Origin of the sequence: Rhizobium leguminosarum (genome assembly GCF_010668065.1) — a bacterium.
Lineage (GTDB): Bacteria > Pseudomonadota > Alphaproteobacteria > Rhizobiales > Rhizobiaceae > Rhizobium > Rhizobium leguminosarum_S.
This window is the reverse complement of sequence record NZ_WUEN01000020.1, coordinates 76,960-99,760: the sequence shown is the minus strand read 5'-3', so window position 1 is coordinate 99,760 and position 22,801 is coordinate 76,960. Positions and strand designations below refer to the sequence as shown.

20 protein-coding genes are annotated in these 22,801 nt (G+C 60.7%); 8 read left to right on the top strand and 12 right to left on the bottom strand.

What is annotated here, in order from left to right:
• The first annotated feature begins 323 nt into the window (after positions 1 to 323).
• Together GR198_RS32830 and der are read left to right on the top strand one after the other, a co-directional pair.
• Positions 324 to 1,007, top strand: coding sequence for a tetratricopeptide repeat protein (locus GR198_RS32830; RefSeq protein ID WP_029873228.1), 684 nt, complete (start codon positions 324 to 326; stop codon positions 1,005 to 1,007).
• A gap of 18 nt (positions 1,008 to 1,025) precedes the next feature.
• The gene (gene der, locus GR198_RS32825) at positions 1,026 to 2,447 is read left to right on the top strand and encodes a ribosome biogenesis GTPase Der (RefSeq protein WP_003541907.1); all 1,422 of its coding nucleotides are present in this window, start codon (positions 1,026 to 1,028) and stop codon (positions 2,445 to 2,447) included.
• Between the two features lie 267 nt (positions 2,448 to 2,714).
• Here the strand turns inward: der and GR198_RS32820 are convergent, their stop codons facing one another.
• Positions 2,715 to 3,152, bottom strand: coding sequence for a MarR family winged helix-turn-helix transcriptional regulator (locus GR198_RS32820; protein ID WP_164070332.1), 438 nt, complete (start codon positions 3,150 to 3,152; stop codon positions 2,715 to 2,717).
• Between the two features lie 159 nt (positions 3,153 to 3,311).
• Here GR198_RS32820 and GR198_RS32815 point away from each other — a divergent pair, with 159 nt between their 5' ends.
• A complete protein-coding gene (locus tag GR198_RS32815; RefSeq protein WP_017961550.1) occupies positions 3,312 to 4,325 on the top strand; it encodes an alpha/beta hydrolase in 1,014 nt (337 codons plus the stop codon).
• Between the two features lie 6 nt (positions 4,326 to 4,331).
• Here the strand turns inward: GR198_RS32815 and GR198_RS32810 are convergent, their stop codons facing one another.
• Complete coding sequence (locus tag GR198_RS32810) at positions 4,332 to 5,513, bottom strand: glycosyltransferase family 4 protein (protein WP_164022832.1); 1,182 nt, start codon at positions 5,511 to 5,513, stop codon at positions 4,332 to 4,334.
• A gap of 245 nt (positions 5,514 to 5,758) precedes the next feature.
• Positions 5,759 to 6,799, bottom strand: coding sequence for a glutamine synthetase beta-grasp domain-containing protein (locus GR198_RS32805; RefSeq protein WP_003541898.1), 1,041 nt, complete (start codon positions 6,797 to 6,799; stop codon positions 5,759 to 5,761).
• A 432-nt stretch (positions 6,800 to 7,231) separates the two neighbouring features.
• Between GR198_RS32805 and gstI the strand changes: the two genes are divergently transcribed.
• A complete protein-coding gene (gene gstI / locus GR198_RS32800; RefSeq protein WP_027664062.1) occupies positions 7,232 to 7,423 on the top strand; it encodes a glutamine synthetase translation inhibitor GstI in 192 nt (63 codons plus the stop codon).
• Positions 7,424 to 7,660: 237 nt separating this feature from the next.
• Here gstI and GR198_RS32795 read toward each other — a convergent pair whose 3' ends face one another.
• From GR198_RS32795 to GR198_RS32770, 6 genes are all read right to left on the bottom strand, one after another.
• On the bottom strand, positions 7,661 to 8,581 hold the full coding sequence (locus GR198_RS32795; RefSeq protein WP_164070331.1) for a sugar kinase: 921 nt from the start codon (positions 8,579 to 8,581) through the stop codon (positions 7,661 to 7,663).
• A 217-nt stretch (positions 8,582 to 8,798) separates the two neighbouring features.
• Positions 8,799 to 9,785 (bottom strand): ABC transporter ATP-binding protein, encoded by a 987-nt coding sequence (locus tag GR198_RS32790; protein WP_012758516.1) that lies wholly within the window; start codon positions 9,783 to 9,785, stop codon positions 8,799 to 8,801.
• Complete coding sequence (locus GR198_RS32785; protein ID WP_029873231.1) at positions 9,778 to 10,785, bottom strand: ABC transporter ATP-binding protein; 1,008 nt, start codon at positions 10,783 to 10,785, stop codon at positions 9,778 to 9,780. Before GR198_RS32785 ends, GR198_RS32790 begins: the two co-directional genes overlap by 8 nt.
• 2 nt (positions 10,786 to 10,787) lie before the next feature.
• Positions 10,788 to 11,705 carry an ABC transporter permease gene (locus GR198_RS32780; protein WP_018495229.1) on the bottom strand — a complete coding sequence of 306 codons (918 nt, stop codon included), beginning with the start codon at positions 11,703 to 11,705 and terminating at the stop codon, positions 10,788 to 10,790.
• Positions 11,702 to 12,625, bottom strand: coding sequence for an ABC transporter permease subunit (locus GR198_RS32775; RefSeq protein ID WP_029873232.1), 924 nt, complete (start codon positions 12,623 to 12,625; stop codon positions 11,702 to 11,704). The genes GR198_RS32780 and GR198_RS32775 overlap by 4 nt, the downstream gene beginning before the upstream one ends.
• A 48-nt stretch (positions 12,626 to 12,673) precedes the next feature.
• Positions 12,674 to 14,254 carry a peptide ABC transporter substrate-binding protein gene (locus tag GR198_RS32770; protein WP_029873233.1) on the bottom strand — a complete coding sequence of 527 codons (1,581 nt, stop codon included), beginning with the start codon at positions 14,252 to 14,254 and terminating at the stop codon, positions 12,674 to 12,676.
• Between the two features lie 286 nt (positions 14,255 to 14,540).
• Here GR198_RS32770 and bglA point away from each other — a divergent pair, with 286 nt between their 5' ends.
• From bglA to GR198_RS32755, 3 genes are all read left to right on the top strand, one after another.
• Entirely contained in the window at positions 14,541 to 16,187 is a 1,647-nt protein-coding gene (gene bglA / locus GR198_RS32765) for a beta-galactosidase BglA (RefSeq protein WP_029873234.1), read from the top strand.
• Positions 16,188 to 16,261: 74 nt separating this feature from the next.
• Positions 16,262 to 16,567: a type II toxin-antitoxin system RelE/ParE family toxin gene (locus GR198_RS32760; RefSeq protein WP_029873235.1), complete on the top strand. Its 306-nt coding sequence runs from the start codon at positions 16,262 to 16,264 to the stop codon at positions 16,565 to 16,567.
• Positions 16,560 to 16,850, top strand: coding sequence for an addiction module antidote protein (locus GR198_RS32755; RefSeq protein WP_029873236.1), 291 nt, complete (start codon positions 16,560 to 16,562; stop codon positions 16,848 to 16,850). Before GR198_RS32760 ends, GR198_RS32755 begins: the two co-directional genes overlap by 8 nt.
• Before the next feature lie 28 nt (positions 16,851 to 16,878).
• On the opposite strand, the gene ade is transcribed toward GR198_RS32755, so the two are convergent.
• The gene (ade, locus tag GR198_RS32750) at positions 16,879 to 18,576 is read right to left on the bottom strand and encodes an adenine deaminase (RefSeq protein ID WP_029873237.1); all 1,698 of its coding nucleotides are present in this window, start codon (positions 18,574 to 18,576) and stop codon (positions 16,879 to 16,881) included.
• Positions 18,577 to 18,695: 119 nt separating this feature from the next.
• Positions 18,696 to 19,799, bottom strand: coding sequence for a branched-chain amino acid ABC transporter substrate-binding protein (locus tag GR198_RS32745; RefSeq protein WP_029873238.1), 1,104 nt, complete (start codon positions 19,797 to 19,799; stop codon positions 18,696 to 18,698).
• A 490-nt stretch (positions 19,800 to 20,289) separates the two neighbouring features.
• Here GR198_RS32745 and GR198_RS32740 point away from each other — a divergent pair, with 490 nt between their 5' ends.
• The gene (locus GR198_RS32740) at positions 20,290 to 21,204 is read left to right on the top strand and encodes an HD-GYP domain-containing protein (RefSeq protein ID WP_164070330.1); all 915 of its coding nucleotides are present in this window, start codon (positions 20,290 to 20,292) and stop codon (positions 21,202 to 21,204) included.
• A gap of 186 nt (positions 21,205 to 21,390) precedes the next feature.
• Here GR198_RS32740 and GR198_RS32735 read toward each other — a convergent pair whose 3' ends face one another.
• Positions 21,391 to 22,716, bottom strand: a complete 1,326-nt coding sequence (locus tag GR198_RS32735) for an aspartate aminotransferase family protein (protein ID WP_029873240.1) — start codon at positions 22,714 to 22,716, stop codon at positions 21,391 to 21,393.
• Positions 22,717 to 22,801 lie beyond the last annotated feature (85 nt).

Below are 22,801 nucleotides of genomic sequence, written 5' to 3'. Positions count from 1 at the left end.
AATCACCGCCCACTGCTGATCATCAAGCCAGAACTCTCCTGCCATCATCAAAACTCCCATTGTCATCATAATGAATCACAGCGATCCATTTTGATCAATGGCTTGATTGGGTTTGGAGCCTAGAGCGGTTCAGCTTTCATGGAAGCTCAGAACCGCTCTAACTTTTTGTTTCTACGCAACTCCGGACGGAAAACCGCTTCGCACTTTTCCTGGAATTGCTCTAATCTTTCACATCCCCCTTACAACGGCAGCAAAATGGAGTAGAAGGCCCGACAATATGCGTTTTGCATGGTGTATGGGTTTTTCCGCGGCCGGAGACGAGAATGGCATTCAACGACGACAGCTTCATCCGTGAAGTCAATGAGGAATTGCGGTCTGACCAGATGAAGGGCGTCTGGCGCCGGTTCGGCCGCTATATCGTCGTCGTCGCCATCCTGATCGTCGTCGGCACCGCCGGCAAGGTTCTCTACGACTATTGGGACGACAACCGTTCCTCCGGCACCGGCGACCAGTTCCTGGCGGCGATGAAGCTTGCCGACGAGAACAAGAACGACGAGGCGCTGGCAGCGCTCGACAAGCTCGAGAAGGAAGGCCATGGCGCCTATCCGGTGCTGGCACGCATGCGGGCCGCGACCGTTCAGGTGCAGAAGGGCGATGCCGCCGCGGCAATCGCCGCCTTCAACGAGATCGGCAAGGACAATGCCGTTCCGGCTGCCGTGCGCGATGCCGCCAAGATGCGCGCCGGCTGGTTGCTCATCGAGAACGGCACTTACGAACAGGCTTCGGCGGCGATCGAGGAAATGGCCGTTCCGGGCAACGCCTTCCGTCATTCGGCGCGCGAGGCACTCGGCCTTGCCGCTTACAAAGCCGGCAACATGGCGCAGGCGCGGCAGTGGTTTCAGTCGATAGTCGACGATACCGACAGCCCACGCAATGTTGCCAATCGCGCCCATATGATGCTTGATCTGATTACCGCATCCGGCAAGGCGCCCGCCGCTCAGGGCTGATCGCGTTAAGGACAAGATATGAGTTTCACGGTCGCCATCGTCGGTCGTCCGAATGTCGGCAAGTCGACACTTTTCAACCGGCTGGTAGGCAAGAAGCTGGCGCTTGTCGATGACACGCCGGGTGTTACCCGCGACCGCCGGCCGGGCGATGCGCGGCTGATGGGCCTGACCTTCACGATCATCGACACGGCTGGTCTGGAAGAGGCCGACGCGGAAAGCCTGCAGGGCCGGATGCGGGCGCAGACCGAAGCGGCGATCGACGAGGCGGATCTTTCGCTTTTCGTCGTCGACGCCAAGAGCGGATTGACGCCCGTCGATACCGACCTTGCGGAGATGCTGCGCCGGCGCGGCAAGCCGGTGGTGCTCGTCGCCAACAAATCCGAAGCGCGCGGCTCCGACAGCGGCTTCTATGACGCCTATACGCTCGGCCTCGGCGAGCCGACGCCGATTTCGGCAGAACACGGGCAGGGCATGCTCGACCTGCGCGATGCGATCGTCGCGGCGATCGGCGAGGACCGTGCCTATCCCGAGAAAGAGGATGTGGCGGTTACCGACGTCGACATTCCGCAATCATCAGACGAGGGCGACGAGGACGAAGAGCCGACCTATGACGATACGAAGCCGTTGCGCGTGGCGATCGTCGGGCGGCCGAATGCCGGCAAGTCGACGCTGATCAATCGTTTCCTCGGCGAGGACCGGCTGCTGACGGGACCGGAAGCGGGCATCACCCGCGATTCCATCTCGGTCGAATGGGACTGGCGCGGCCGCACCATCAAGATGTTCGACACGGCCGGCATGCGCCGCAAGGCACGGGTGATCGAGAAGCTGGAGAAGCTTTCGGTCGCCGACGCATTGCGCGCCATCCGCTTCGCCGAAACCGTCGTCATCGTCTTCGATGCGACGATCCCCTTCGAGAAGCAGGACCTGCAGATCGTCGACCTCGTGCTCCGCGAAGGCCGTGCCGCCGTGCTCGCCTTCAACAAGTGGGACATGATCGAAGATCGGCAGGCGGTGCTTGCGGATCTCCGCGAAAAGACCGACCGGCTGCTGCCGCAGGCGCGCGGCATCCGCGCCGTGCCGATCTCCGGCCAGACCGGCTGGGGGCTCGACAAGCTCATGCAGGCGATCATCGATACCGACAAGGTCTGGAATAAGCGCATTTCGACGGCGCGGCTGAACCGCTGGCTGGAGACGCAGCAGGTCCAGCATCCGCCACCGGCCGTTTCCGGCCGCCGCATCAAGCTGAAATACATGACGCAGGTAAAGGCCCGCCCGCCGGCCTTCATGATCTCATGCACTCGCTCCGATGCGCTGCCGGAATCCTATACGCGTTATCTGATCAACGGCTTGCGCGCCGATTTCGACATGCCGAGCGTGCCGATCCGCATCCATTTCCGCTCGCCTGACAATCCGTTCGAAGGCAAGAAGAGGCGGACGTAGGGCTGGGGTTGGCGCTGATTGGTGGCGTTTTGTGGAGTGTGAGCGTGTGCCGTGTGGCACCCCCTCTGCCCTGCCGGGCATCCCCCACAGGTGGGGAGATCACAAGTGGATTGGCCTTTCTGCTCAACTACCGTTTCGTCGTGCTGCAACGCTGATTGTTTGGGGAAGCCCGTGCGTCCAGCCAATCTCCCCACCTGTGGGGGAGATGCCCGGCAGGGCAGAGGGGGTATCACAAGCACCGCGATAACCATCCCGCCTGTTTACCTGCTAGGCCACGCTCTTGTTCAGCGCCTCACGCAGCGCCACGATCTCGGCTTGGAGGCGGGTGAGGTCGACTGCATCGCGACCGCTGGCAGCGGCGATGCAACCCGGGATGCCGAGCGCCTTTTCCTTTAGGCGAATGCCTTCTTCGCTCAAGCGGATGACGACGACGCGTTCGTCCTCCCGGCTGCGTTCGCGTCTGACATAACCTGCGGTTTCCAGGCGTTTGAGCAGCGGGGTCAGCGTGCTCGATTCCAGGAAGAGCTTTTCGCTGAGGCCACCGACGGTCTGGCCGTCCTGCTCCCAGAGAGAAACCATCGCCAGATATTGCGGATAGGTTAGACCCAACGTATCGAGCAGCGGCTTGTAGACGCGGTTCAGTGCGTGGCTTGCCGTATAGACGGCGAAGCAGATGAAATTGTCGAGCTTTAGCTGATCCTGCATGGGGTTTCTCCATAACTGATGGAGTTTATATCGTGCAATAAATAATCGTAAGCGATTTTTATGCATAGCTGCCATGCGCAAATTTAAATTGCCCAATAAACAATCGTGCGCGATATAAAAAGTGTTCAAGACGAACATCGAACCCGAGAGGACAAGACAATGTCGACCATCAAGACCACCGTTTCCGCAGCAGCACTGCTCGCAGCTTCCGCCGTCGGCGCGCTTGCCGAACCGGTACTCGAACCGACAACGCAGAAATTCATCGACGGGCTTGCCGGCGGCAAGCCGATCTACACGCTGTCGCCGGCCGATGCCCGCAATGTCCTGGCCGGCGCGCAGAAGGGCGACGTGAAGATGCTTGCCGCCAAGGAAGAGGACAGGGTCATCAAGGCTGGCCCGACAGGCAGCATCAAGCTGCGCATCGTCCGCCCGGAACATGCCAAGGGCACGCTGCCGGCCATTCTCTATTTCCATGGCGGCGGCTGGGTGCTGGGCGATGCCGATACACATGACCGGCTGGTGCGCGAGATCGCCAACGGCGCCGATGCCGCCGTCGTCTTCGTCGATTATGAGCGCTCGCCGGAAGCCCGCTATCCCGTTGCCATCGAGCAGGCCTATGCCGCCACCAAATATGTCGCTGAACATGCCAAGGAGTTCAAGGTGGATGCCTCCCGGCTCGCGGTCGCAGGCGATAGCGTCGGCGGCAATATGGCGGCGGTGGTGACGCTGCTTGCCAAGGAGCGCGGCGGTCCTGCGATCGACCAGCAGGTGCTGTTCTACCCCGTCACCGACGCCAATTTCGACAATGGTTCCTATAACCAGTTCGCCGATGGCCCGTGGTTGACGAAGGAAGCGATGAAGTGGTTCTGGAACGCCTATCTGCCCGACGAGGCCAAGCGCAAGGAGCCAACGGCCTCACCACTGCAGGCATCGCTGGAGCAGTTGAACGGCCTGCCGCCTGCGCTGGTCATCGTCGATGAGAACGATGTGCTGCGCGACGAGGGTGAGGCCTATGCCCGCAAGCTCAGCCAGGCCGGCGTCAAGGTCACGTCGATGCGTTACAACGGCACGATCCACGACTTCGTGCTGCTGAACGCCATTGCCGAAACGCCTGCCGCGCGCAGCGCGATTGCGGTCGCGAACGACACGCTTCGCAGCGCGCTTCACAAGTAAAACCAATCAGTCTGCGGATGGGACAGGCCCGGCGGTTTCGCCGGGCTTTCGGCCTCTTGGAAACGACTTGGCATACTGCCAGGCCTTCTTCCATTTCGGCGTGATGACGCCATTGGCGGCGCGGATATTGTTGATGAACTGCAGCGTCGCCGCTTCCCAGGAATATTGCATGGCAAGCTCACGCGCCTTGCCGCGCGAGGCGGAGAGGGCGGCAAGGCATGCGGCCTGCAGGTTCTGGTCGAGCGCCCCGACTTCGCTATCCTCGCCGATGATGTCGAGCGGGCCGGTGACCGGATAGGCTGCAACCGGCACGCCCGATGCCAGCGCTTCGAGGATGGTGTTGCCGAAGGTGTCGGTGAGCGAGGGAAAGACGAAGACGTCGGCCTGGGCGTAGGTTTTCGCCAGATCCTCGCCGAACTGCACGCCGGCGAAGAAGACGCCCGGATATTGCTTTTCGAGCTCGGCGCGGGCCGGACCGTCGCCGACGACGACCTTGGAACCCGGCAGATCGAGATCCAGGAAGGCCGGCAGGTTCTTTTCCAGCGCCACGCGGCCGACGGTCATGAAGATCGGGCGCGCCAAGCCGAACGGGTTTTCCTCAAGCTCCATCGGACGGAACTGCGTGGCGTCGATGCCGCGGCTCCAGGGCATGAGGTTGCGGATGCCTTTTTCCGACAGTTCGCGGGCAAGACTCGGCGTCGCCACCATGCAGCCGGCGCCGCCATTGTGGAACCAGCGGACGAAGGAATAGAGCCAGCTCTTCGGTATCGGCAGGCGCGCGGAGACATATTCTGGGAAGCGGGTGTGGTAGCTCGTCGAAAACGGCATGCGGTTCTTCAGGCACCAGCGGCGGGCGGTCAGCCCCAGCGGGCCTTCGGTGGCAATATGCACGTAGGAGGGATTGTGCTTTTCGATCTCGCGGGCGATGCGGCGGTAATTGACGATCGACAGGCGGATCTCAGGATAGGTCGGGCAGGGGATGCTGTTGAACCGCTCCGGCGTCACCATGGAAACCTCGACGCCCATCTTCGCCAGTTCGCGGTTGGTGTTCTCGATCGAGCGCACGACGCCGTTGACCTGCGGGTGCCAGGCATCGGTGACGATCACCAGCCTCTCGGGCAGGTTCCCGGCGGCTGCGGCAATGGCCCAGCTCTCGCCGCTATAAGTGTTTGCCGGACGTTGCAGCATGTCACGATTTCCATACGCGTCGCAGTGAGATGCCAACGCTCAACCCCTCAGCGGGGTTCCGGAACGGCGATTCCCGCTTCTTTATTTTGAGGCATGACCATGATGGAAATATTACAGCCCATATTGCAAGGATTGCAGGGCTTTCGCCCGCCTGATCGCCCCGATTATGTCAGTGGGTGGCGGCGGTTTCTCATTTGAAAGAAGAAGGTCACGGCGCCGGTCGTGGACCGGCGCCGCTTGGGAGGTCAAGCTGCAGCGGAAGCCGAGCTTGCGGTCGGAACTTCCGAGATCGTCTTCAGAACCTGCGAAGCGATCTGGTAGGGGCAGCCCTGCGAGTTCGGGCGGCGATCTTCCAGATAACCCTTGTAGTCGTTCTTGACGAAGGAGTGCGGCACGCGGATCGAGGCACCACGGTCGGCAACGCCGTAGGAGAACTTGTTCCACGGAGCCGTCTCGTGCTTGCCGGTCAGGCGCTTGTCGTTGTCAGGACCGTAGACGTCGATGTGGTCCATCAGGTTCTTGTCGAACTGCGCCATCAGCGCTTCGAAATAGGCCTTGCCGCCGACTTCGCGCATGTACTTGGTCGAGAAGTTGCAATGCATGCCCGAGCCGTTCCAGTCGGTGTCGCCGAGCGGCTTGCAGTGATACTCGATGTCGATCCCGTACTTTTCGGTCAGGCGCTGCAAGAGGTAGCGTGCCATCCAGATCTGGTCGGCGGCTTTCTTGGAGCCCTTGCCGAAAATCTGGAATTCCCACTGGCCCTTGGCGACTTCGGCATTGATGCCTTCGTGATTGATGCCGGCAGCGAGGCAGAGATCGAGGTGCTCTTCGACGATTTCGCGGGCAACGTCGCCGACGTTCGAATAGCCGACGCCGGTGTAGTACGGGCCCTGCGGAGCGGGGTAGCCCTGCTCAGGGAAGCCGAGCGGACGGCCGTTCTGGTAAAAGAAATATTCCTGCTCGAAGCCGAACCATGCATCTTCGTCGTCGAGGATGGTGGCGCGGGCATTCGATGCGTGCGGCGTGACGCCATCCGGCATCATGACTTCGCACATGACGAGAGCGCCGTTGGTACGGGCCGGGTCGGGATAGATGGCGACCGGCTTCAGCACGCAATCGGAGCTGCGGCCTTCAGCCTGCTGCGTCGAGGAGCCGTCAAAGCCCCAGAGCGGAAGCTGTTCCAGCGTCGGGAATACGTCGAATTCCTTGATCTGCGTCTTGCCACGCAGGTTCGGTACCGGAGTGTACCCATCGAGCCAAATATACTCGAGCTTATATTTTGTCATCGTGACTCTCTCAATGCTACGAAGGTGAGCAAATCCGGAGGTGATCTCGGCGCGCAAGCGCATCCGACCGCCAGGGATGACGCTTTAAAAGCACGTAGCGTGCCAGTTTTGGCACCGTGCGAAAGAAAAATCGCGAATCAGCGTGCCGGCCGATTTTTTCCCTTTTGGAAAAACAGGCTGTTTTTAACGTTCATAGACAGTATCGCCCATGAAAACGCACTTTTCCCGTCTGGAACCGGATGAAAATTGTGGCGTTAGGCTGAAATGATGAAGTGTTAAACAAATTATCGGAAGCTTTTGGCCGAGACAGCATACCGACCGATTACAATTGCAACATTGCCCTTATTTTATGCAATTTGCATAAACTATGTGCATTGTGCTATGTAGATGGTCCTGAAATGTTGATGCGCCGAACTGAATGGAGGCGATCTCATGCCCACCGGTTTCCATCGTGAATCCGCAACGATCTACCAGTTTCCCGTTAAGGCGATACGAAACGCCAACCGGTTCGAACGCGCCAGGCTGATGGAGCGCGAGGCCGCAGACGTCTGCGATGCTGCGCTCGACAGCTGCTGGTACCATGACGAGGCGGTTCGCGACGCCGATCGGCCGACAAAGTCCTGATTTCCCCTAGATCAGGATGATTTTAGGCCCGATCGGCCTGAAATCTGAATCCTGATCTAGATCAAAGAAATAGAGCATGATGTCGTCCGAAAACCGCGCACACTTTTCGGCATCATGCTCTAGCAGCGGACAAACGATGCCGACAAAACGGGAGCGCCCGGACATGGCGTGCAACCTGCGTCAGCATGTGCGGCCCAAGGCATGTTTCGCTAAGCGAATCTGAAAGATCGCGCCGCTTTAGACGCCATCCAATCCAAGCTTTTCCCTTGGGACCAGTGCACCATGTTCGCTGACGACGCGGGCAGCGACCTTTGCTGCGAAGCGGGCGGCGGCAGGTGCATCGCCGGCTTCGAGATATCGTGCGAGAAAAGCGCCGTTGAAGCTGTCGCCGGCGCTGGTCGTGTCGACCACCTTCTCCACCTTTTCGGCAGGAACGAAGGTTTGCTCGTCGGCAAAATTCAGCGTGACACCGTCAGCGCCGTTCTTGACGACGATATGAACGGCGCCGAGTGCGCGGTAGCGGTGGATCGTTGCCTCGATGGAATCGTCGCCGAAATGGGCCGCCTCGTCGTCGAAGCTCGGCATGACGAGCACGGATGAGCGGGCGCCTTCGCTGATCGTCGTGTGCATTACGTCGTAGCTGGACCAGAGGCGCGGGCGGATGTTCGGATCGAAGACGACGAGCTTGCCGGCGGCTTTGGCGCGACGGACTTCGGCAAGCAAAGTCTCGGCATCCTCATGCGGCAGGATGGCAAGCGTGATGCCGGAGAAATAGACGACTTCAGCGCTCTCCACAGCCTCGCGCAGGCGGTCGGGATCGGCAGCCAGGCTGCGGGCGGCGGCGCTGTCGCGCCAGTAGCTGAAGGAGCGTTCGCCGTCCTTCAGGTTGATCATGTAAAGGCCCGGCGTCCTGCCCCTGATGCGGCGAATGAGGCTGGTGCCGATGCCTGCCTTGTCGATAAAGGCCGCCATCTCGTCCGACATGGCGTCGTCGCCGAGCGCGGTGAAGTAGTCGACCGACCAGTCGGCGGCAAGGCAGGCGCGGGCATACCAGGCGGTGTTGAAGGTATCGCCGGCGAAGCCTTTGCGCAGCAGACCATCGCCTGCCTGCGAGAGTTCCACCATGCATTCACCGATCGATAGAAACCGTCTGCTCACCTTGTCCTCCCGGCACTAGAGCGCCGCGCGTCCAACAGGACGCGCTATCACTTTGAATTGGCGCATAACCCCGAAAATCGATTCCGATTTCGGGGTTATGCGCTGGTCTCATTCGCTGATACGCGGAGAGTATGAAGGTGGCAAGCGCCGATAATAAGGAAGATGGAACCCCACTTTCGCGGGTGAGGTGAAGCGGCTTGCGCGGCCTTCGTCCCGCTCATGGCCTGTCCATGTGATAACAGGCGGCCTTCTGGCCGGGGCGGACCTCCTCGGTCGGCGGCATTTCGGTGCGACAGATGTCGGTCGCCTTCCAGCAGCGCGGCGAGAAGACGCAGCCTTTCGGCGGGTTGAGCGGCGAAGGCGGGTCACCCTGCAGACGGATGCGGGTGCGCAGGCGCGCAAGCTTCGGATCCGGGATCGGCGCGGCGGAGAAGAGCGCCTGCGTATAGGGATGGGCGGGATGATCGAAGACGGTAGCGCAGTCGCCGGCTTCCACCACCCTGCCGAGATAGAGCACCAGCACATCGTCCGAGATCAGGCGCACGACGGAGAGGTCGTGGCTGATGAAGATCAGCGTCAGGCCGAATTCCTTGCGCAGCTTGCGCAGAAGCGTGATGACCTGGCCCTGGATCGAGACGTCGAGGGCCGAAACCGGCTCATCGCAGATGATGAGCTTCGGTTTGGTGACCACCGCGCGGGCGATGCCGATGCGCTGCGCCTGGCCGCCGGAGAATTCGTGTGGATAGCGGTTGATCATCTCCGGCACCAGTCCGACGGCGGTCATGATCTCGCGGACGCGTTCGGTGCGCTCGGCTCTTGATAGCTTCGGCTCGAAGACGGTGAGCGGCTCGGCGATGATGTCGCCAACCGTCATGCGCGGGTCGAGCGAGGCGATCGGATCCTGGAAGATGATCTGCATGTCGCGGCGGGCGGCGCGCATTTCCTCATCCGACAGGTCGAGCAGGTTGCGGCCCTGCCAGAGGATGCGGCCCTTCTGCGATTTCAACAGCCGCAGGATAGAGCGCCCGAGCGTGGACTTGCCGCAGCCGGATTCGCCGACGATGCCGAGCGTGCGGCCCTCGCTGAGGTCGAAGCTGACATTGTTGACGGCTGTGAGAAAGATCGGCGGCTTGAAGAGGCCTTTCGCCGGCAGTTCGAATTGGGTCGTCAGGTTCTCGACCCTTAGAAGCGATCGTTCAGCCATGGTTCAGCAGCTCCTCGCGACGCGGGAAGGGGTGGTAGCAGGCGGCGCAGTGATGCGGCGCCAGCGTTTCGAGCAATGGCGGACGGTCGATGCAATCGTCCTGGACCTGCGAACAGCGGGGCGAGAAATTGCAGCCCTTCGGCAGGTGCTGCAGGTTCGGTGGACGCCCGGGGATGACGACGAGGTCGTCGACATCCTGATCCGGCCGCGGGATCGAGGCATGCAGCGCTGCGGTATAGGGATGGGCCGGATTGTCGAAGAGTTCGTCGACCGGCGCTTCCTCGACAATGCGGCCGGCATACATGACGGCGACGCGATCGGCGAGGCCGGCGACGACGCCGAGATCGTGGGTGATCATGATCAGCGCCGTGTTCATCTCCGCCGTCAGATCGTTGAAGAGATCGAGGATCTGCGCCTGGATGGTGACGTCAAGCGCTGTCGTCGGCTCGTCGGCGATCAAAAGCTTCGGCCGGGTGAGCAGCGCCATGGCAATGACGATGCGCTGGCGCATGCCGCCGGAGAGCTCGTGCGGATAGAGATGAAAGCGTCGCGTCGGATCGGGAATGCCGACGCGATTGAGCATGTCGAGCGCTGCGGCGGATGCGGCGCGTGCCGTCAGCCCGCCGTGCACCTCGAGCTGTTCCGTCAGTTGCCGGGAGATCTTCAGCGATGGATTGAGGGCGGTCATCGGGTCCTGGAAGACCATGGCCATGTCCTTGCCGCGGATCTGGTCGAGCTCGCGCGGTTTCAGCGAAAGCACGTCCTTGCCTTCGAGCAGCGCCTGTCCCGTCGTTTTGCCGTTCTTGGCGAGCAGGCCCATGATGCCGAGGAAGGTCTGGCTCTTGCCGGAACCGGACTCGCCGACGATGGCGATACGCTCGCCGCGCCTGACCGTCAGGTTCATGTTGGAGACGGCCTTGACCTCTCCATCCGGCGTTTTGAAGGTGATCGAGTAGTCTTTGAGTTCGAGAAGGGTGTCTTTTTGTGTTTCGTGGGACATTCTTAGCGATCCTTCGGGTCGAACGCGTCGCGCAGGCCGTCGCCGATGAAGAGCAGGCTGAGCAGCAGGGCCACGAGGAAGCTTGCCGGGAAGACCAGCAGCCAAGGCATGCTTTCCATGGCATCGGTTCCCTCGGCGATCAGCGTGCCGAGCGAGGTCAGCGGTTCCTGCACGCCGAAGCCGAGATAGGAAAGGAAGCTTTCCGTGGCGATGATCTCGGGAACGGTCAGCGCTGCGAAGATGACCACCGGGCCGACGAGGTTCGGGATGATGTGCTTGATGATGATCTTGAACGGCCGCTGCCCGGATGCACGGGCCGCTTCGATGAATTCGCGATGCTTGATCGACAGCGTCTGGCCGCGCACGATGCGGGCCATGGTCAGCCATTCCAGCGCGCCGATGGCGGCAAAGAGCAGATAGACGTTGCGGCCGAAAATCACCATCAGCAGGATGACGAAGAGGATATAGGGAAGCGCGTACATGATATCGACGAAGCGCATCATGATCGCATCCAGCCTGCCGCCGATATAGCCCGATACCGCACCGTAGAGCACGCCGATGAAGACGGAGACGACGGTCGCCGTCAACGCCACGGCAAGCGAGACGCGGGTGCCGTAAAGGACGCGAGCGAGAAGGTCGCGGCCGTTCGGGTCGGTGCCGAAATAGTGGCCGGTCTCGATCGAGGGCGGGATGCGGAAGGCCGCCCAATCCGGATCCTCGTAGTTGAAGGGAATGAACCAGGGGCCGAGGAAGGCTGCGAGGATCAGAACCGTCAGGACGACGATCGACAGGACGGCGGCCTTGTTGCGCCCGAGGCGGCGCAAGGCATCCTTGGTGAGCGAGCGGCTTTCGGGCGCAAGGCCTTCCGCCTCCAGCAGCTCCTGGGCGAGCAGCTCGCGTTTTGCGGGGTTGAGGATCATCTGTTTCTCACTTTCGGATCGAGCCACGCATAGGCGATATCGACGAGAAGGTTCAGGAACACGATGAGCACCATGTAGAAGATCACCGTGCCGAGAACCATGCCGTAATCGCGGTTCAGCGCTGCGTTGACGAAATAGCGGCCGATGCCGGGCAATCCGAAGATGCTTTCGACAACCAGCGAGCCGGTGAGAAGGTAGCTTGCCGCCGGCCCGAGGTAGGAGACAACAGGCATCAGCGCGGGCTTCAGCGCATGGCGCATGACCGTCAGGCGGGGGCCGATGCCCTTGGCCTTGGCGGTGCGGATGAAGTTCTGGTTCATTACCTCGATCATCGAGCCGCGTGTGATGCGCGAGATACGGCCGGCATGCGGCAGAGCGAGCACGACGATCGGCAGGATGAGGTATTTGATCGAGCCATCACCCCAGCCGCCAACCGGAAACCATGCGAGCTGGATACCGAAGACGAGCTGCAGGATGGGCGCAATCAGGAAGTTCGGCAGCACGACGCCGATCAGAATGAGCGCGCCCAGAATATAATCCGGCGCCTTGTTCTGATAGAGCGCCCCAAGACAGCCGACGGCCACGCCGACAATGATGGCAATCAGGAAAGCTGCCGTACCGATGGTGAAGGTGTAGGGCAGGCCGATCATGATCTGCTGGGCGACGGTGAAGTCTTCGCTCGCGAAGGAGGGGCCGAGATCGCCCCGGAGCAGGTCGCCGACATAGATCAGGTACTGCTGGATGAGCGGCTTGTCGAGATTGTAGTGGATCGCAAGGTTCTTCAGGATCACCGGCGGCAATGGCCTTTCGCCATCGAAAGGGCCGCCGGGGGCAAGGCGCAAAACAAAAAAGCAGGCTGTGACGGCGATCCACAGAACGGGGATCGTCGATAGCAGGCGACGGAGGGCGTATTTGATCATGATCGTGGGCCGGTCCTTTCCGCAATGCGCGGAAAGGACCGTTTTCCCTTACTCTTTCATCGACAGCCAGCGGGTGCGGTGGATGTCCTGGATATTGTCGACGAAGCCTTCGATCTTCGGCGAAACGACGTTCTTCGAGACATAGTAGTAGATCGGCAGGGCGGCGGATTCATCCAGCGCCAGCTGTTCGGCCTTCTTGAAGATCGCGGCTCGCTTGGCGAGATCCGTCTCGGCGTTGCCTTCCTTGATCATCTTGTCATATTCGGGATTGGACCAGCGGCCGTAGTTCATCTGCACGCCTGTCACCAGGAGGTTCAGGAAGTTATCCGGGTCGTTGTAGTCGGCGAGCCAGCCGGCGCGGCCGATTTCGACCTGGCCGCGCTGCATCTGGTCGTAATGCACCTTGGTTTCGGCATTGACGAGCTCGACATCGACGCCGAGCGGCTTCCACATGGAAGCGATGGCAACGGCGATGCGCTTGTGGTTGTCGTTGGTATTGTAGCTCAGCACGGCGTGAAGCGGCCTGTCCGGGCCGAAGCCGGCTTCGGTCAGAAGCTTCTTGGCTTCGGCGACCTTCTCGCTATAGGGCAGGTCCTTCCAGCTGACATAGGCCGGTTCGCCGTAATTCGCCGTGCCTGGCGGAACCCATGAATAGGCCGGCAGTTCGCCGGTGCCGAGGATCTGCGGGCCGATCACTTCACGGTTGATCGCCATGGAGAGAGCCTGGCGGACGCGCTTGTCGCTGAAGGGCGGCTTCTGCGAGTTGACGACGTAATAGTAGAGGCCGGAGAAGGGGGCGACATGCGCCTGACCCGGCAGGTTCTTCTTCATCCACTCGTACTGGTCGGTCGGGAAGTCGGTCATAATGTCGAATTCGCCGGCGCGGTAGCGTTTCAGCGCGGCTTCCTGATCTTCGAGCACGAAGAACTTCGCGCCGTCGATCTTCAGGTCCTTGGTGTCGTACCACTGATCGTTCTTGACCGTGGTGACATGCGAGCCCGGAACCCATTCGACGGGCTTGTAGGGGCCGTTGGTGACGATGTTGCCGATCTTGACCCAATCCTGACCCTTCGCCTCGACGACATGCTTCGGCAGCGGATAGGCGGTGTAATGCATCAGGGCATTGATGAAATAGGGAGTGGAGTTTTCAAGGGTGATCTCCAGCGTCTTGTCGTCGATCGCCTTGACGCCGAGCTGGTTGAGATCGGTGATCTCACCCTTGTTGATCTTTTCCGCATTCTTGATGGTGAACTGCAGATAGGCATAATCGGCGGCATTCTTCGGGTCGACGAGGCGCTGGAAGGCGAAGACGAAGTCTCCTGCCGTTACCGGCTGGCCATCGGACCACTTGATGCCGTCGCGAAGCTTGAAGGTGTAGACCTTGCCATCAGGCGAAATCGTCCAGCTTGCGGCCTGGCCGGGGATCGGATTATCCTTGGCGTCCTCGGTGACGAGGCCTTCGAAAATGTCGCCGGCGATACGGTTCTCCCAGTCGCCTGACAGTTTCTGCGGATCGAGCGACTGCGGGTCGCCACCATTGTGAATGTTGAGCGTGGCCGCATGGGCCGAAAACGCCAGCAATGTGCCAAGCATTGCAGAGGCGAGAAATTTTTTCGCGAAATGGTTCATGGTGGGTCCACCTTTCTAGGCTTTTCGCCTTTATTAGACATTTGTTCCCGGTGTTTGACCTCTTACGTGCAGGTCAGCGCGCACATTATCGCAAAGGCTTTGCGTTGCAACCCCAAATCCGGAGGGTGGAACCGGGTTGTGGACAAGCCTATATACGTCTCCCCCTTGTCGGATCGCGACGATGCGTCGCGGCGTTTCGCAACGCCTTCATAACCGCTTCACATGGTTGTCTTTTGTTTCGTCCGCTTTAGTGTGGCGAGCACAAACGAGGCAGGAGATGTAGCCGATGGCATTGCAGGCAGGCGGGAGTGCGGACTGGTGGCGCGGTGCGGTGATCTATCAGGTCTATCCGCGCTCTTTTCAGGACACCAACAGCGACGGTCTCGGCGATCTCAGGGGAATCACCCGCCGGCTGCCGCATATTGCCAGCCTCGGCGTCGACGCGATCTGGCTCTCGCCCTTCTTCAAGTCGCCGATGGCCGACATGGGCTACGACGTTTCCGATTATTGCGACGTCGATCCGATCTTCGGGACGCTCGCCGATTTCGATGAGATGATGGCCGAAGCGCACAAGCTCGGCATCAAGGTCGTCATCGACCAGGTGATCTCGCACACTTCAGACCGGCATCCCTGGTTCGTCGAGAGCCGGTCGAGCCGGACCAATCCCAAGGCGGACTGGTACGTCTGGGCCGATCCGAAGCCTGACGGCACGGCGCCGAACAACTGGCTGTCGATCTTCGGCGGGCCGGGCTGGGAATGGGATGGCGTGCGCCGGCAATATTACCAGCACAATTTCCTGACCTCGCAGCCGGACCTCAACTTCCACAGCAAGGCCGTGCAGGATGCTGTGCTGGAGACGGTGAAGTTCTGGCTCGACCGCGGCGTCGACGGCTTCCGCCTGGATACGGTCAACTATTATTTCTGCGACAGGCTGCTCAGGAGCAATCCGCCGCACGAGCCGGATGAAGATGACGCAGGCCTCGATGCGCCCGACAGCAATCCCTACGGCATGCAGAACCACCTCTACGACAAGACGCAGCCGGAAAATGTCGATTTCCTCAAGCGCTTCCGGGCGCTGCTCGACCAGTACGAGGATCGCACGACCGTCGGCGAGGTCGGCGACGGGGCGCGTTCGCTGAAGACGGTTGGCGCCTATACGAGCGGCGGCGACAAACTGCACATGTGCTACACATTCGACCTGCTCGGGCCGGATTTCACCGCCGAGCATATTCGCGGTTGCGTCGAGGCCTTCCAGAAAGCAGTCACGGACGGCTGGGTCTGCTGGGCTTTTTCCAACCACGACGTCATGCGCCATGTCAGCCGTTTTGCGCGGACGGCGGAAGAGCGGCCTGTCATCGCCAAGCTGGCGATTTCGGTGCTCGCGGCGCTGCGCGGCTCGATCTGCCTCTATCAGGGCGAGGAACTCGGCCTGCCGGAGGCCGAACTCGCCTTCGAGGATCTGCGCGACCCCTACGGCATCCGCTTCTGGCCGGCCTTCAAGGGCCGCGATGGATGCCGCACGCCGATGCCCTGGGAAGCCGGCAAGGCGCATGCGGGCTTCACATCCGCGGAAAAGAGCTGGCTGCCGGTGCCTTACGAGCAGGCAGCGCTTTCCGTGGATACGCAGGAGGCGAGCGAAAGCTCGGTGCTGCATCACTACCGCAGGATGCTCGAATTCCGGAAGAGCCAGCCGGCGCTGATCGACGGCGACATGACCTTCATCGGCACCAACCAGGATCTGCTCGCCTTCACTCGTGAAAAGAACGGAGAGAAACTGCTCTTCGTTTTCAACCTGACGCGCAAGCCGGCGGAATTCCGCCTGCCGGATGGCATGGTGCTCGGCGAACCGCTCGATATGCCGGGCTTCGAGGCCGTGGCTGGCGCAGGGCTCGTGAAGCTTGCGGCGCTGGACGGGTTTTGTGCGCGGGTTTGATACCTCGCGAGACCGGTTTCCGGTTGTGGAAATGGCGAATTTGACAGGGCTGTATTTTTTAACTTACAATTGATATGTTCATCTTGAAGCAGACAGCTACTTTTCGAAAGTGGCACAAAAAGTTGAAGGATGGAAAGGCCAAGGCGACGATTGCCTTGCGTCTTCAGCGTCTCGCGACCGGGCATGCCGGCGACGCCTCACCGATCGGCGAGGGGCTGAGCGAACTGCGCATTCACTATGGGCCTGGCTATCGGATCTATTATTGCAAACGCGGAGAAACTATCATCGTGCTTCTCTGCGGCGGTGACAAAAGCACGCAGGAAACCGATATACGAACGGCAAAAAGAATCGCCTCGGAATGGAGCGACGATAATGGCTGAACAGATTTTCGACTTTGATCCGGCTGAGATGCTTGATTCCGACGAGGCCATCGAAGCCTTTATCATCGAGGCATTGCAGACGGGAGACGCGAAATTCATCGCGTCCGCGCTTGGTGTCGTCGCGCGTGCCAAGGGCATGAGTAAGATCGCCAGGGAAACAGGCCTTGCTCGCGAGCATCTTTATAAGGCACTGAGCGAAAACGGAAATCCCACCCTGGAGACCACGCTGGCGGTCATGAAGGCAATCGGGCTTGAGCTGACGACCAAGCATCACGCGGTCTGAGAGCGTCTGTCGCCGGCGATTGATCACATCACCCGATGAGCGCGAATTTGTCCACATCCACCATGCCGCGGTCGGATATCTTCAGGTGCGGGATGACCGGCAGTGGCAGGAAGGCGAGCTGGAGGAAGGGTTCTTCCAGCGTGGCGCCGAGCGCCAAGGCGGCTTTGCGCAGCTGGTGGAGCGTATCGCGGACCGTCTCGTAGGGCTCGAGGCTCATCAAGCCGGCGATGGGCAGGGCGATTTCGCCGGTGACTTTGCCGTCTTCGACGACGACGAAGCCGCCCTTGATCTCGCTAAGTCGATTTGCGGCGCGTGCCATGTCGTCCTCGCTGACACCGACGACGCAGATATTGTGGCTGTCATGGCCGACGGTCGAGGCGATCGCACCCTTCTTCAGGCCAAAACCCTGGACGAAGCCGTTGGCATGGTTGCCGTTCTTGCCGTGGCGCTCGATGACGGCGACCTTGATGATGTCGTTGCCAAGATCGACCGTCGTCTCGTTACCCCTGACGGGCAGGCGGTAGCGGCGATGCTCGGTGATGATCTTGCCCGGTATGACGCCGATGACAGGCGTTTCGCCTTCGGCGACCGGGACGCCGAAATGGGCGGCGTTGACGGGCCGGGCCTTGACGCTGTCGAGGCCGATCGGGGCAACCGGCCTGCGCGAGGAAAAGAGCGCATCGGTGACGCGGCGGCCGGCGGAAAAGACCATGTCGGCACGGCAGTTCTCCAGACTGTCGAGAACCACCAGATCGGCGCGCCAGCCCGGCGCGACCAGGCCACGGTCTTTGAGGCCGAAGGCGCGGGCGGCCGAAATCGAGGCGGCGCGGTAGATCGCCAGGGGCTCGACGCCGCTTGCGATCGCCGTGCGGATCATGTGATCGAGATGACCCTGTTCGGCGATATCGAGCGGATTGCGGTCGTCGGTGCAAAGCGCGAGGAAGGGTGAAAGCCGCTCGGTGATAATGGGTATCAGCGCCGCGAGATCCTTGGATACCGAACCCTCGCGCACGAGGATATGCATGCCCTTGCGGATCTTTTCCAAGGCTTCGCCGGCGGTCGTGCATTCGTGTTCGGTGCGGATGCCGGCCGCGAGGTAACCGTTGAGGTCGTTGCCGGAGAGCAGCGGCGCGTGACCGTCGATATGGCCGCCCTGGAAGGCGTCGAGCTTGGCCATGCAAACGGGATCCTTGTGGATCACGCCGGGGAAATTCATGAATTCGGCAAGTCCGATGACCTTCGGATGGTGGCGGAAGGGCAGGAGGCGCTCGATCGGAAGATCGGCACCGGAGGTTTCAAGATGCGTCGCCGGCACACAGGAGGAGAGCTGGACGCGGATGTCCATGATCGTCTCCAGCGCGGATTCGAGAAAAAATTCGATGCCGGCGGTTCCGAGCACATTGGCGATCTCGTGCGGATCGCAGATGGCGGTGGTGACACCATAGGGCAGAACGCAGCGATCGAATTCATGCGGTGTGACGAGCGAAGATTCGATGTGCAGATGGGTGTCGATGAAGCCGGGAACGACGATCCTGCCCGAGATATCGATCTCGGTTTCGCCCTCATAATTGCCTGAGGTGCCGACGATGCGATCGGCGCCGATCGCAATGTCCGACTGGACGAGTTCGCCGGTGACGAGATCGAAGAAACGGCCGCCCTTCAGCACGATATCGGCAGGTACACGGCCGACGCCCTGGTCGATGAAGCGCTCGAGTCTGCTGGTCATGGCATTGCTCACATTACAACCGATTCCGAAACTTATAGCCGATCTGCCGCGACAAGCGAGTGCCGCAAAACGAAACCGGGCGCCACAGGGGCGCCCGGTCGGTGACGGTGAGCGATGGTTTACTCGGCGGCGACGATCTTGCCAGCTTCCCACTTGTAGAGCGAGAAGCTTTGCGAGGTCAGGTCGCCGGTCTCGCCGTAGGTGACCTTGCCGATGGCGGTCGGGATCTCCTTGCCGTCCTTCAACGCGGCCGCGACGGCTTCCGCATCTTCGGCGCTGCCGGCCTTCTCGATGCCGGCTTTCAGCACTTCGACAGCGGCATAAGCGTTCAGCGTGAAGGCTTCGGCCGGGATGTTCTTGGCGGCGAGCGCGTCGGCTGCAGCCTTGGAATCCGGGCTCTTGGTGGCGTCCGAAGCGTTGGTGAAGATCGTGCCTCCTGCCGCATCCGTGCCGATTGCCCAGAATTCGGTGTTGGAGAGTCCGTCGCCGCCGATGATCGTCGCGTTGGCGGCGAGGTCATGCAGCTGGCGGGCGAGCAGCCCGCCTTCCGGGTGGTAGCCGCCGAAATAGACCACGTCGACCTTCTCCGACTTGATGCGGGTGGTGAGCGCGCTGAAATCCTTGTCACCAGGCGTGATCGCGTCATTGACGACTTCGGTGATGCCGCCGGCGTTCAGCGTCGCCTTGAAGGCGTCGGCGAGGCCCTTGCCGTAGGCGCCCTTGTCGTTGACGATGGCGACGCGCTTGTCCTTGAAATTCTTCAGCACATATTTGGCGGCGACTTCGGCCTGCTGGTCGTCGCGGCCGCAAGTGCGCAGCACGTTGGTGAGACCGCGCTTGGTCAGGTCGGGGGCCGTCGCAGTCGGGGTGACCATCAGCACGCCGTTTTCAGCAAGCACGTCCGAAACAGGAATGGCGACGCCCGATGTCACCGGTCCGACGACGAAACGGATGCCGTCGCCGACGATCTTGTTGGCGGCGGAAACGCCCTGTTTCGGTTCGCCGGCATCGTCGGCCAGTTCGAGGACGACCTTCTCGCCGAGAATTCCGCCCTTCTTGTTGATTTCGTCGACGGCTGTCTGAGCGCCGTTCTTCACCTGGTCGCCATAGGCAGCGACGGGGCCGGTCAGCGGTGCGATCAGGCCGATGGTGATATCGGCATGGGCAAGCGGCGCAAAGGCGAGCGACGCGACGAGGGTCGCCGTCAATGTCTTGAGGGTCATTGTCTGTCTCCTTGGATGGGGTCATTCAACCCACGATGAAGCGTCGCGCCGACTTTTCCGGATCGTTCAACGGCCCCCAGGCCGTGCCAAGGACGATCGCTATCGGCGCGATCGATGCGCCCTCCGGCCATATTTGGCTCGAATGGGCGCAACGGCAAGATTTCTAGGAATTTTGGTGAGATTCCGCAAGTTGATAACAAAATGAAACGAAAATGGAGCCGGTCCGGCATGAAATCGTCCCGGAATCGTCGATCCTGGCGCCGTCTGCCGATTTCTGGAGGGTGCGGTACCCCCGGGCATCAGCGCGGTTCGCTGATAAACCTGCTGGATTTCGGGGAACCGCCTCGTCTTTCTGAATATTCGAATTCCGTTTTGAGATTAACACTTGATTCTACCAATTAGAGTAGAACCATTGTCCGTGCATATATTGCTGCGATGCAAAAGAGCGGTCGATAATAAACAGAGAGATATTTCGGGAACTGAGATCTGGATGCTCAAGCGTATCGAAGCCAGGCGGGTGCGCAACGGAATGTTTGTGGAGGCGATCGAGGGTGCATGGCAGGATCCTTTTCTGTCCAAGCGAAGATTTCTGTTGCGGCGTGAAGCCGATGCCCTGAAACTTCGCAAGAGCGGTATTGAAGGTGTTATCATCAACACCAGCAGAGGCCTCGACATTGACGGCCTGCCAGGCGGCAATATCGAGATCGACACCCAGGCGGCACGCGAGACCATCCAGAAATCCGTGCAGGTGCTGGAAAGCGTTTTCGGCCGGCTCCAGCATGGCGATGGGATCAGCGTCGATCAGGTGGCGCCGGTGATTTCCTCAGTCTCCAAGTCGATGGATGACAATCCCACTGTCTTTCTCAGCGTTACGCGTCTGAAATCCAAGGACGAAGTAACGTTTCTGCATTCCCTTTCGGTGAGTGCGCTGATGATCCTTTTCGGCCGTCATCTCGGACTTGACGAGGCTACCGTGCAGACGCTCGGCACAGCAGGATTGCTGCACGACGTCGGCAAGCTCGAAATTCCGCTCGAGATCCTCAACAAGGAAGGGCGCCTGGACGAGAACGAGATCAAGATGATCCGCGATCATCCGGAAAAGGGGCATACAATCCTGTCGCGCCAGGAAGGCATGTCGGAGATCGTTCTCGACGTATGCCTCAACCATCATGAGCGCATCGACGGCAAGGGCTATCCTCGCAGGCTTTCCGAGACGCAGGTCAGCTTCCATGCGCGTCTTGCTGCGATTTGCGACGTCTATGACGCCGTGACCTCCGTGCGGCCGTACAAGGCGCCATGGAACGCCAGCCAAGCACTGAAGTGGATGCTTGGCAGCGAAGGGCAATTCGATCGCCGGCTGCTGAAGAAATTCGCCCTCTGCCTATCCGTCGCCGCCGTGACCTGAGGCCTATCGGTCTTCCCAACAAAAGGGCCTGGATGGATTTACAGCGCCGCGCGTCTTTTCAGACGCGCAAAGGACGCTGTAACACTTTGAATTGCTGCATATTTTTATCCTTAAATCGATTCCGATTTAAGGAATTATGCCGGAGATCCGCCGCAGGCCGTGATGCTGGAAGCCTTTAGAGCTTTCTCAGATGTTGTTCTGCAGGATGGCCCGCAGCTTGCCGAAGAGCTCGTCAATATGGTGTTTCTCGATGATCAGCGGCGGGGAGAGTGCGATGATATCGCCGGTGGTGCGGATGAGCAGGCCGCTTTCATAGGCTTTTAGGAAAGCGGTAAAGGCGCGCTTGGTGGGCTCGCCGGCGATCGGGTCGAGTTCGATCGCGCCGATCAGGCCGGTGTTCCTGATGTCGATGACATTGGGGCAGTCCTTCAGCGAATGCAGCGCGTCGGCCCAGTAGTCGGAAAGCTCGGCGGCGCGTGTCAGCAGCCCCTCTTCCTTGTAGGTGTCGAGCGTGGCGAGTGCGGCGGCGGAGGCGATCGGGTTGCCGGAATAGGTGTAGCCGTGGAAGAACTCGATCATGTGCTCCGGGCCGTTCATGAAGGCATCATGGATCTCGGAGGTGACAAAGACGGCGCCCATCGGAATGACGCCGTTGGTCAGTCCCTTGGCGGCGGTGATCATGTCGGGCTTGACGTCGTAATATTGCGCGGCAAAGGGGGCGCCGAGGCGGCCAAAACCGGTGATGACCTCGTCGAAGATCAGAAGGATGCCGTGTTTGGTGCAGATCTCGCGCAGCTTCTGCAGGTAGCCCTTCGGCGGGATCAAGACGCCGGTGGAGCCCGCTACCGGCTCGACGATGACGGCGGCGACGGTGGAGGCGTCATGCAAGGTGACGATACGCTCGAGCTCGGTGGCGATGTCGCCGCCATGCTCGGGCTCGCCGCGGGTGAAATTGTTCTTGCCGGGCTGGTGGGTGTGCGGCATGTGATCGACGCCGGTCAGAAGCGTGCCGAACATCTTGCGGTTGGTGACGATGCCGCCGACGGAGATGCCGCCGAAATTGACGCCGTGATAGCCGCGCTCGCGGCCGATCAGGCGAAAGCGTGATCCATTGCCCTTCACGCGGTGATAGGCGAGCGCCACCTTGAGCGCGGTCTCAACGGATTCGGAGCCGGAGTTGGTGTAGAGAACGTGGTTCAGGCCTTCCGGGGCAATGTCGACCAGGCGGTTCGCCAGTTCGAAGGCCTTGGGATGGCCGAGCTGGAAGGCCGGCGCGTAATCGAGCTCGCCGACCTGTTCGCGGATCGCCTCGGTGATCTTCGGGCGGCAGTGCCCGGCATTGACGCACCAGAGACCTGCCGTGCCGTCCAGCACCTGACGGCCGTCATGGGTCGTATAGTACATGTCCTTGGCGCCGACGAACAAACGCGGCTCCTTCTTGAACTGGCGATTTGCCGTAAACGGCATCCAGAAGGCGCGAAGATCGTTCGGTGCATTGAGGCGATTGGACATGCTGTTCTCCTGGCCGGTGACGGCCCTTTCCCGGGGCTTCACGCCGATATTTTTACTGCTCGGTCAAATTATCAGGGCTTCCCAA

Bases quoted from the DNA above. Each gene is read 5' to 3' on its own strand.
- GR198_RS32815 (WP_017961550.1), top strand. From the start codon at position 3,312: ATGTCGACCATCAAGACCACCGTTTCCGCAGCAGCACTGCTCGCAGCT.
- GR198_RS32830 (WP_029873228.1), top strand. From the start codon at position 324: ATGGCATTCAACGACGACAGCTTCATCCGTGAAGTCAATGAGGAATTG.
- GR198_RS32735 (WP_029873240.1), bottom strand. From the start codon at position 22,716: ATGTCCAATCGCCTCAATGCACCGAACGATCTTCGCGCCTTCTGGATG.
- der (WP_003541907.1), top strand. From the start codon at position 1,026: ATGAGTTTCACGGTCGCCATCGTCGGTCGTCCGAATGTCGGCAAGTCG.
- GR198_RS32785 (WP_029873231.1), bottom strand. From the start codon at position 10,785: ATGTCCCACGAAACACAAAAAGACACCCTTCTCGAACTCAAAGACTAC.
- GR198_RS32745 (WP_029873238.1), bottom strand. From the start codon at position 19,799: ATGACCCTCAAGACATTGACGGCGACCCTCGTCGCGTCGCTCGCCTTT.
- GR198_RS32740 (WP_164070330.1), top strand. From the start codon at position 20,290: ATGCTCAAGCGTATCGAAGCCAGGCGGGTGCGCAACGGAATGTTTGTG.
- bglA (WP_029873234.1), top strand. From the start codon at position 14,541: ATGGCATTGCAGGCAGGCGGGAGTGCGGACTGGTGGCGCGGTGCGGTG.
- GR198_RS32775 (WP_029873232.1), bottom strand. From the start codon at position 12,625: ATGATCAAATACGCCCTCCGTCGCCTGCTATCGACGATCCCCGTTCTG.
- GR198_RS32770 (WP_029873233.1), bottom strand. From the start codon at position 14,254: ATGAACCATTTCGCGAAAAAATTTCTCGCCTCTGCAATGCTTGGCACA.
- GR198_RS32790 (WP_012758516.1), bottom strand. From the start codon at position 9,785: ATGGCTGAACGATCGCTTCTAAGGGTCGAGAACCTGACGACCCAATTC.
- GR198_RS32760 (WP_029873235.1), top strand. From the start codon at position 16,262: ATGTTCATCTTGAAGCAGACAGCTACTTTTCGAAAGTGGCACAAAAAG.
- GR198_RS32780 (WP_018495229.1), bottom strand. From the start codon at position 11,705: ATGATCCTCAACCCCGCAAAACGCGAGCTGCTCGCCCAGGAGCTGCTG.
- GR198_RS32820 (WP_164070332.1), bottom strand. From the start codon at position 3,152: ATGCAGGATCAGCTAAAGCTCGACAATTTCATCTGCTTCGCCGTCTAT.
- GR198_RS32755 (WP_029873236.1), top strand. From the start codon at position 16,560: ATGGCTGAACAGATTTTCGACTTTGATCCGGCTGAGATGCTTGATTCC.
- ade (WP_029873237.1), bottom strand. From the start codon at position 18,576: ATGACCAGCAGACTCGAGCGCTTCATCGACCAGGGCGTCGGCCGTGTA.
- gstI (WP_027664062.1), top strand. From the start codon at position 7,232: ATGCCCACCGGTTTCCATCGTGAATCCGCAACGATCTACCAGTTTCCC.
- GR198_RS32805 (WP_003541898.1), bottom strand. From the start codon at position 6,799: ATGACAAAATATAAGCTCGAGTATATTTGGCTCGATGGGTACACTCCG.
- GR198_RS32810 (WP_164022832.1), bottom strand. From the start codon at position 5,513: ATGCTGCAACGTCCGGCAAACACTTATAGCGGCGAGAGCTGGGCCATT.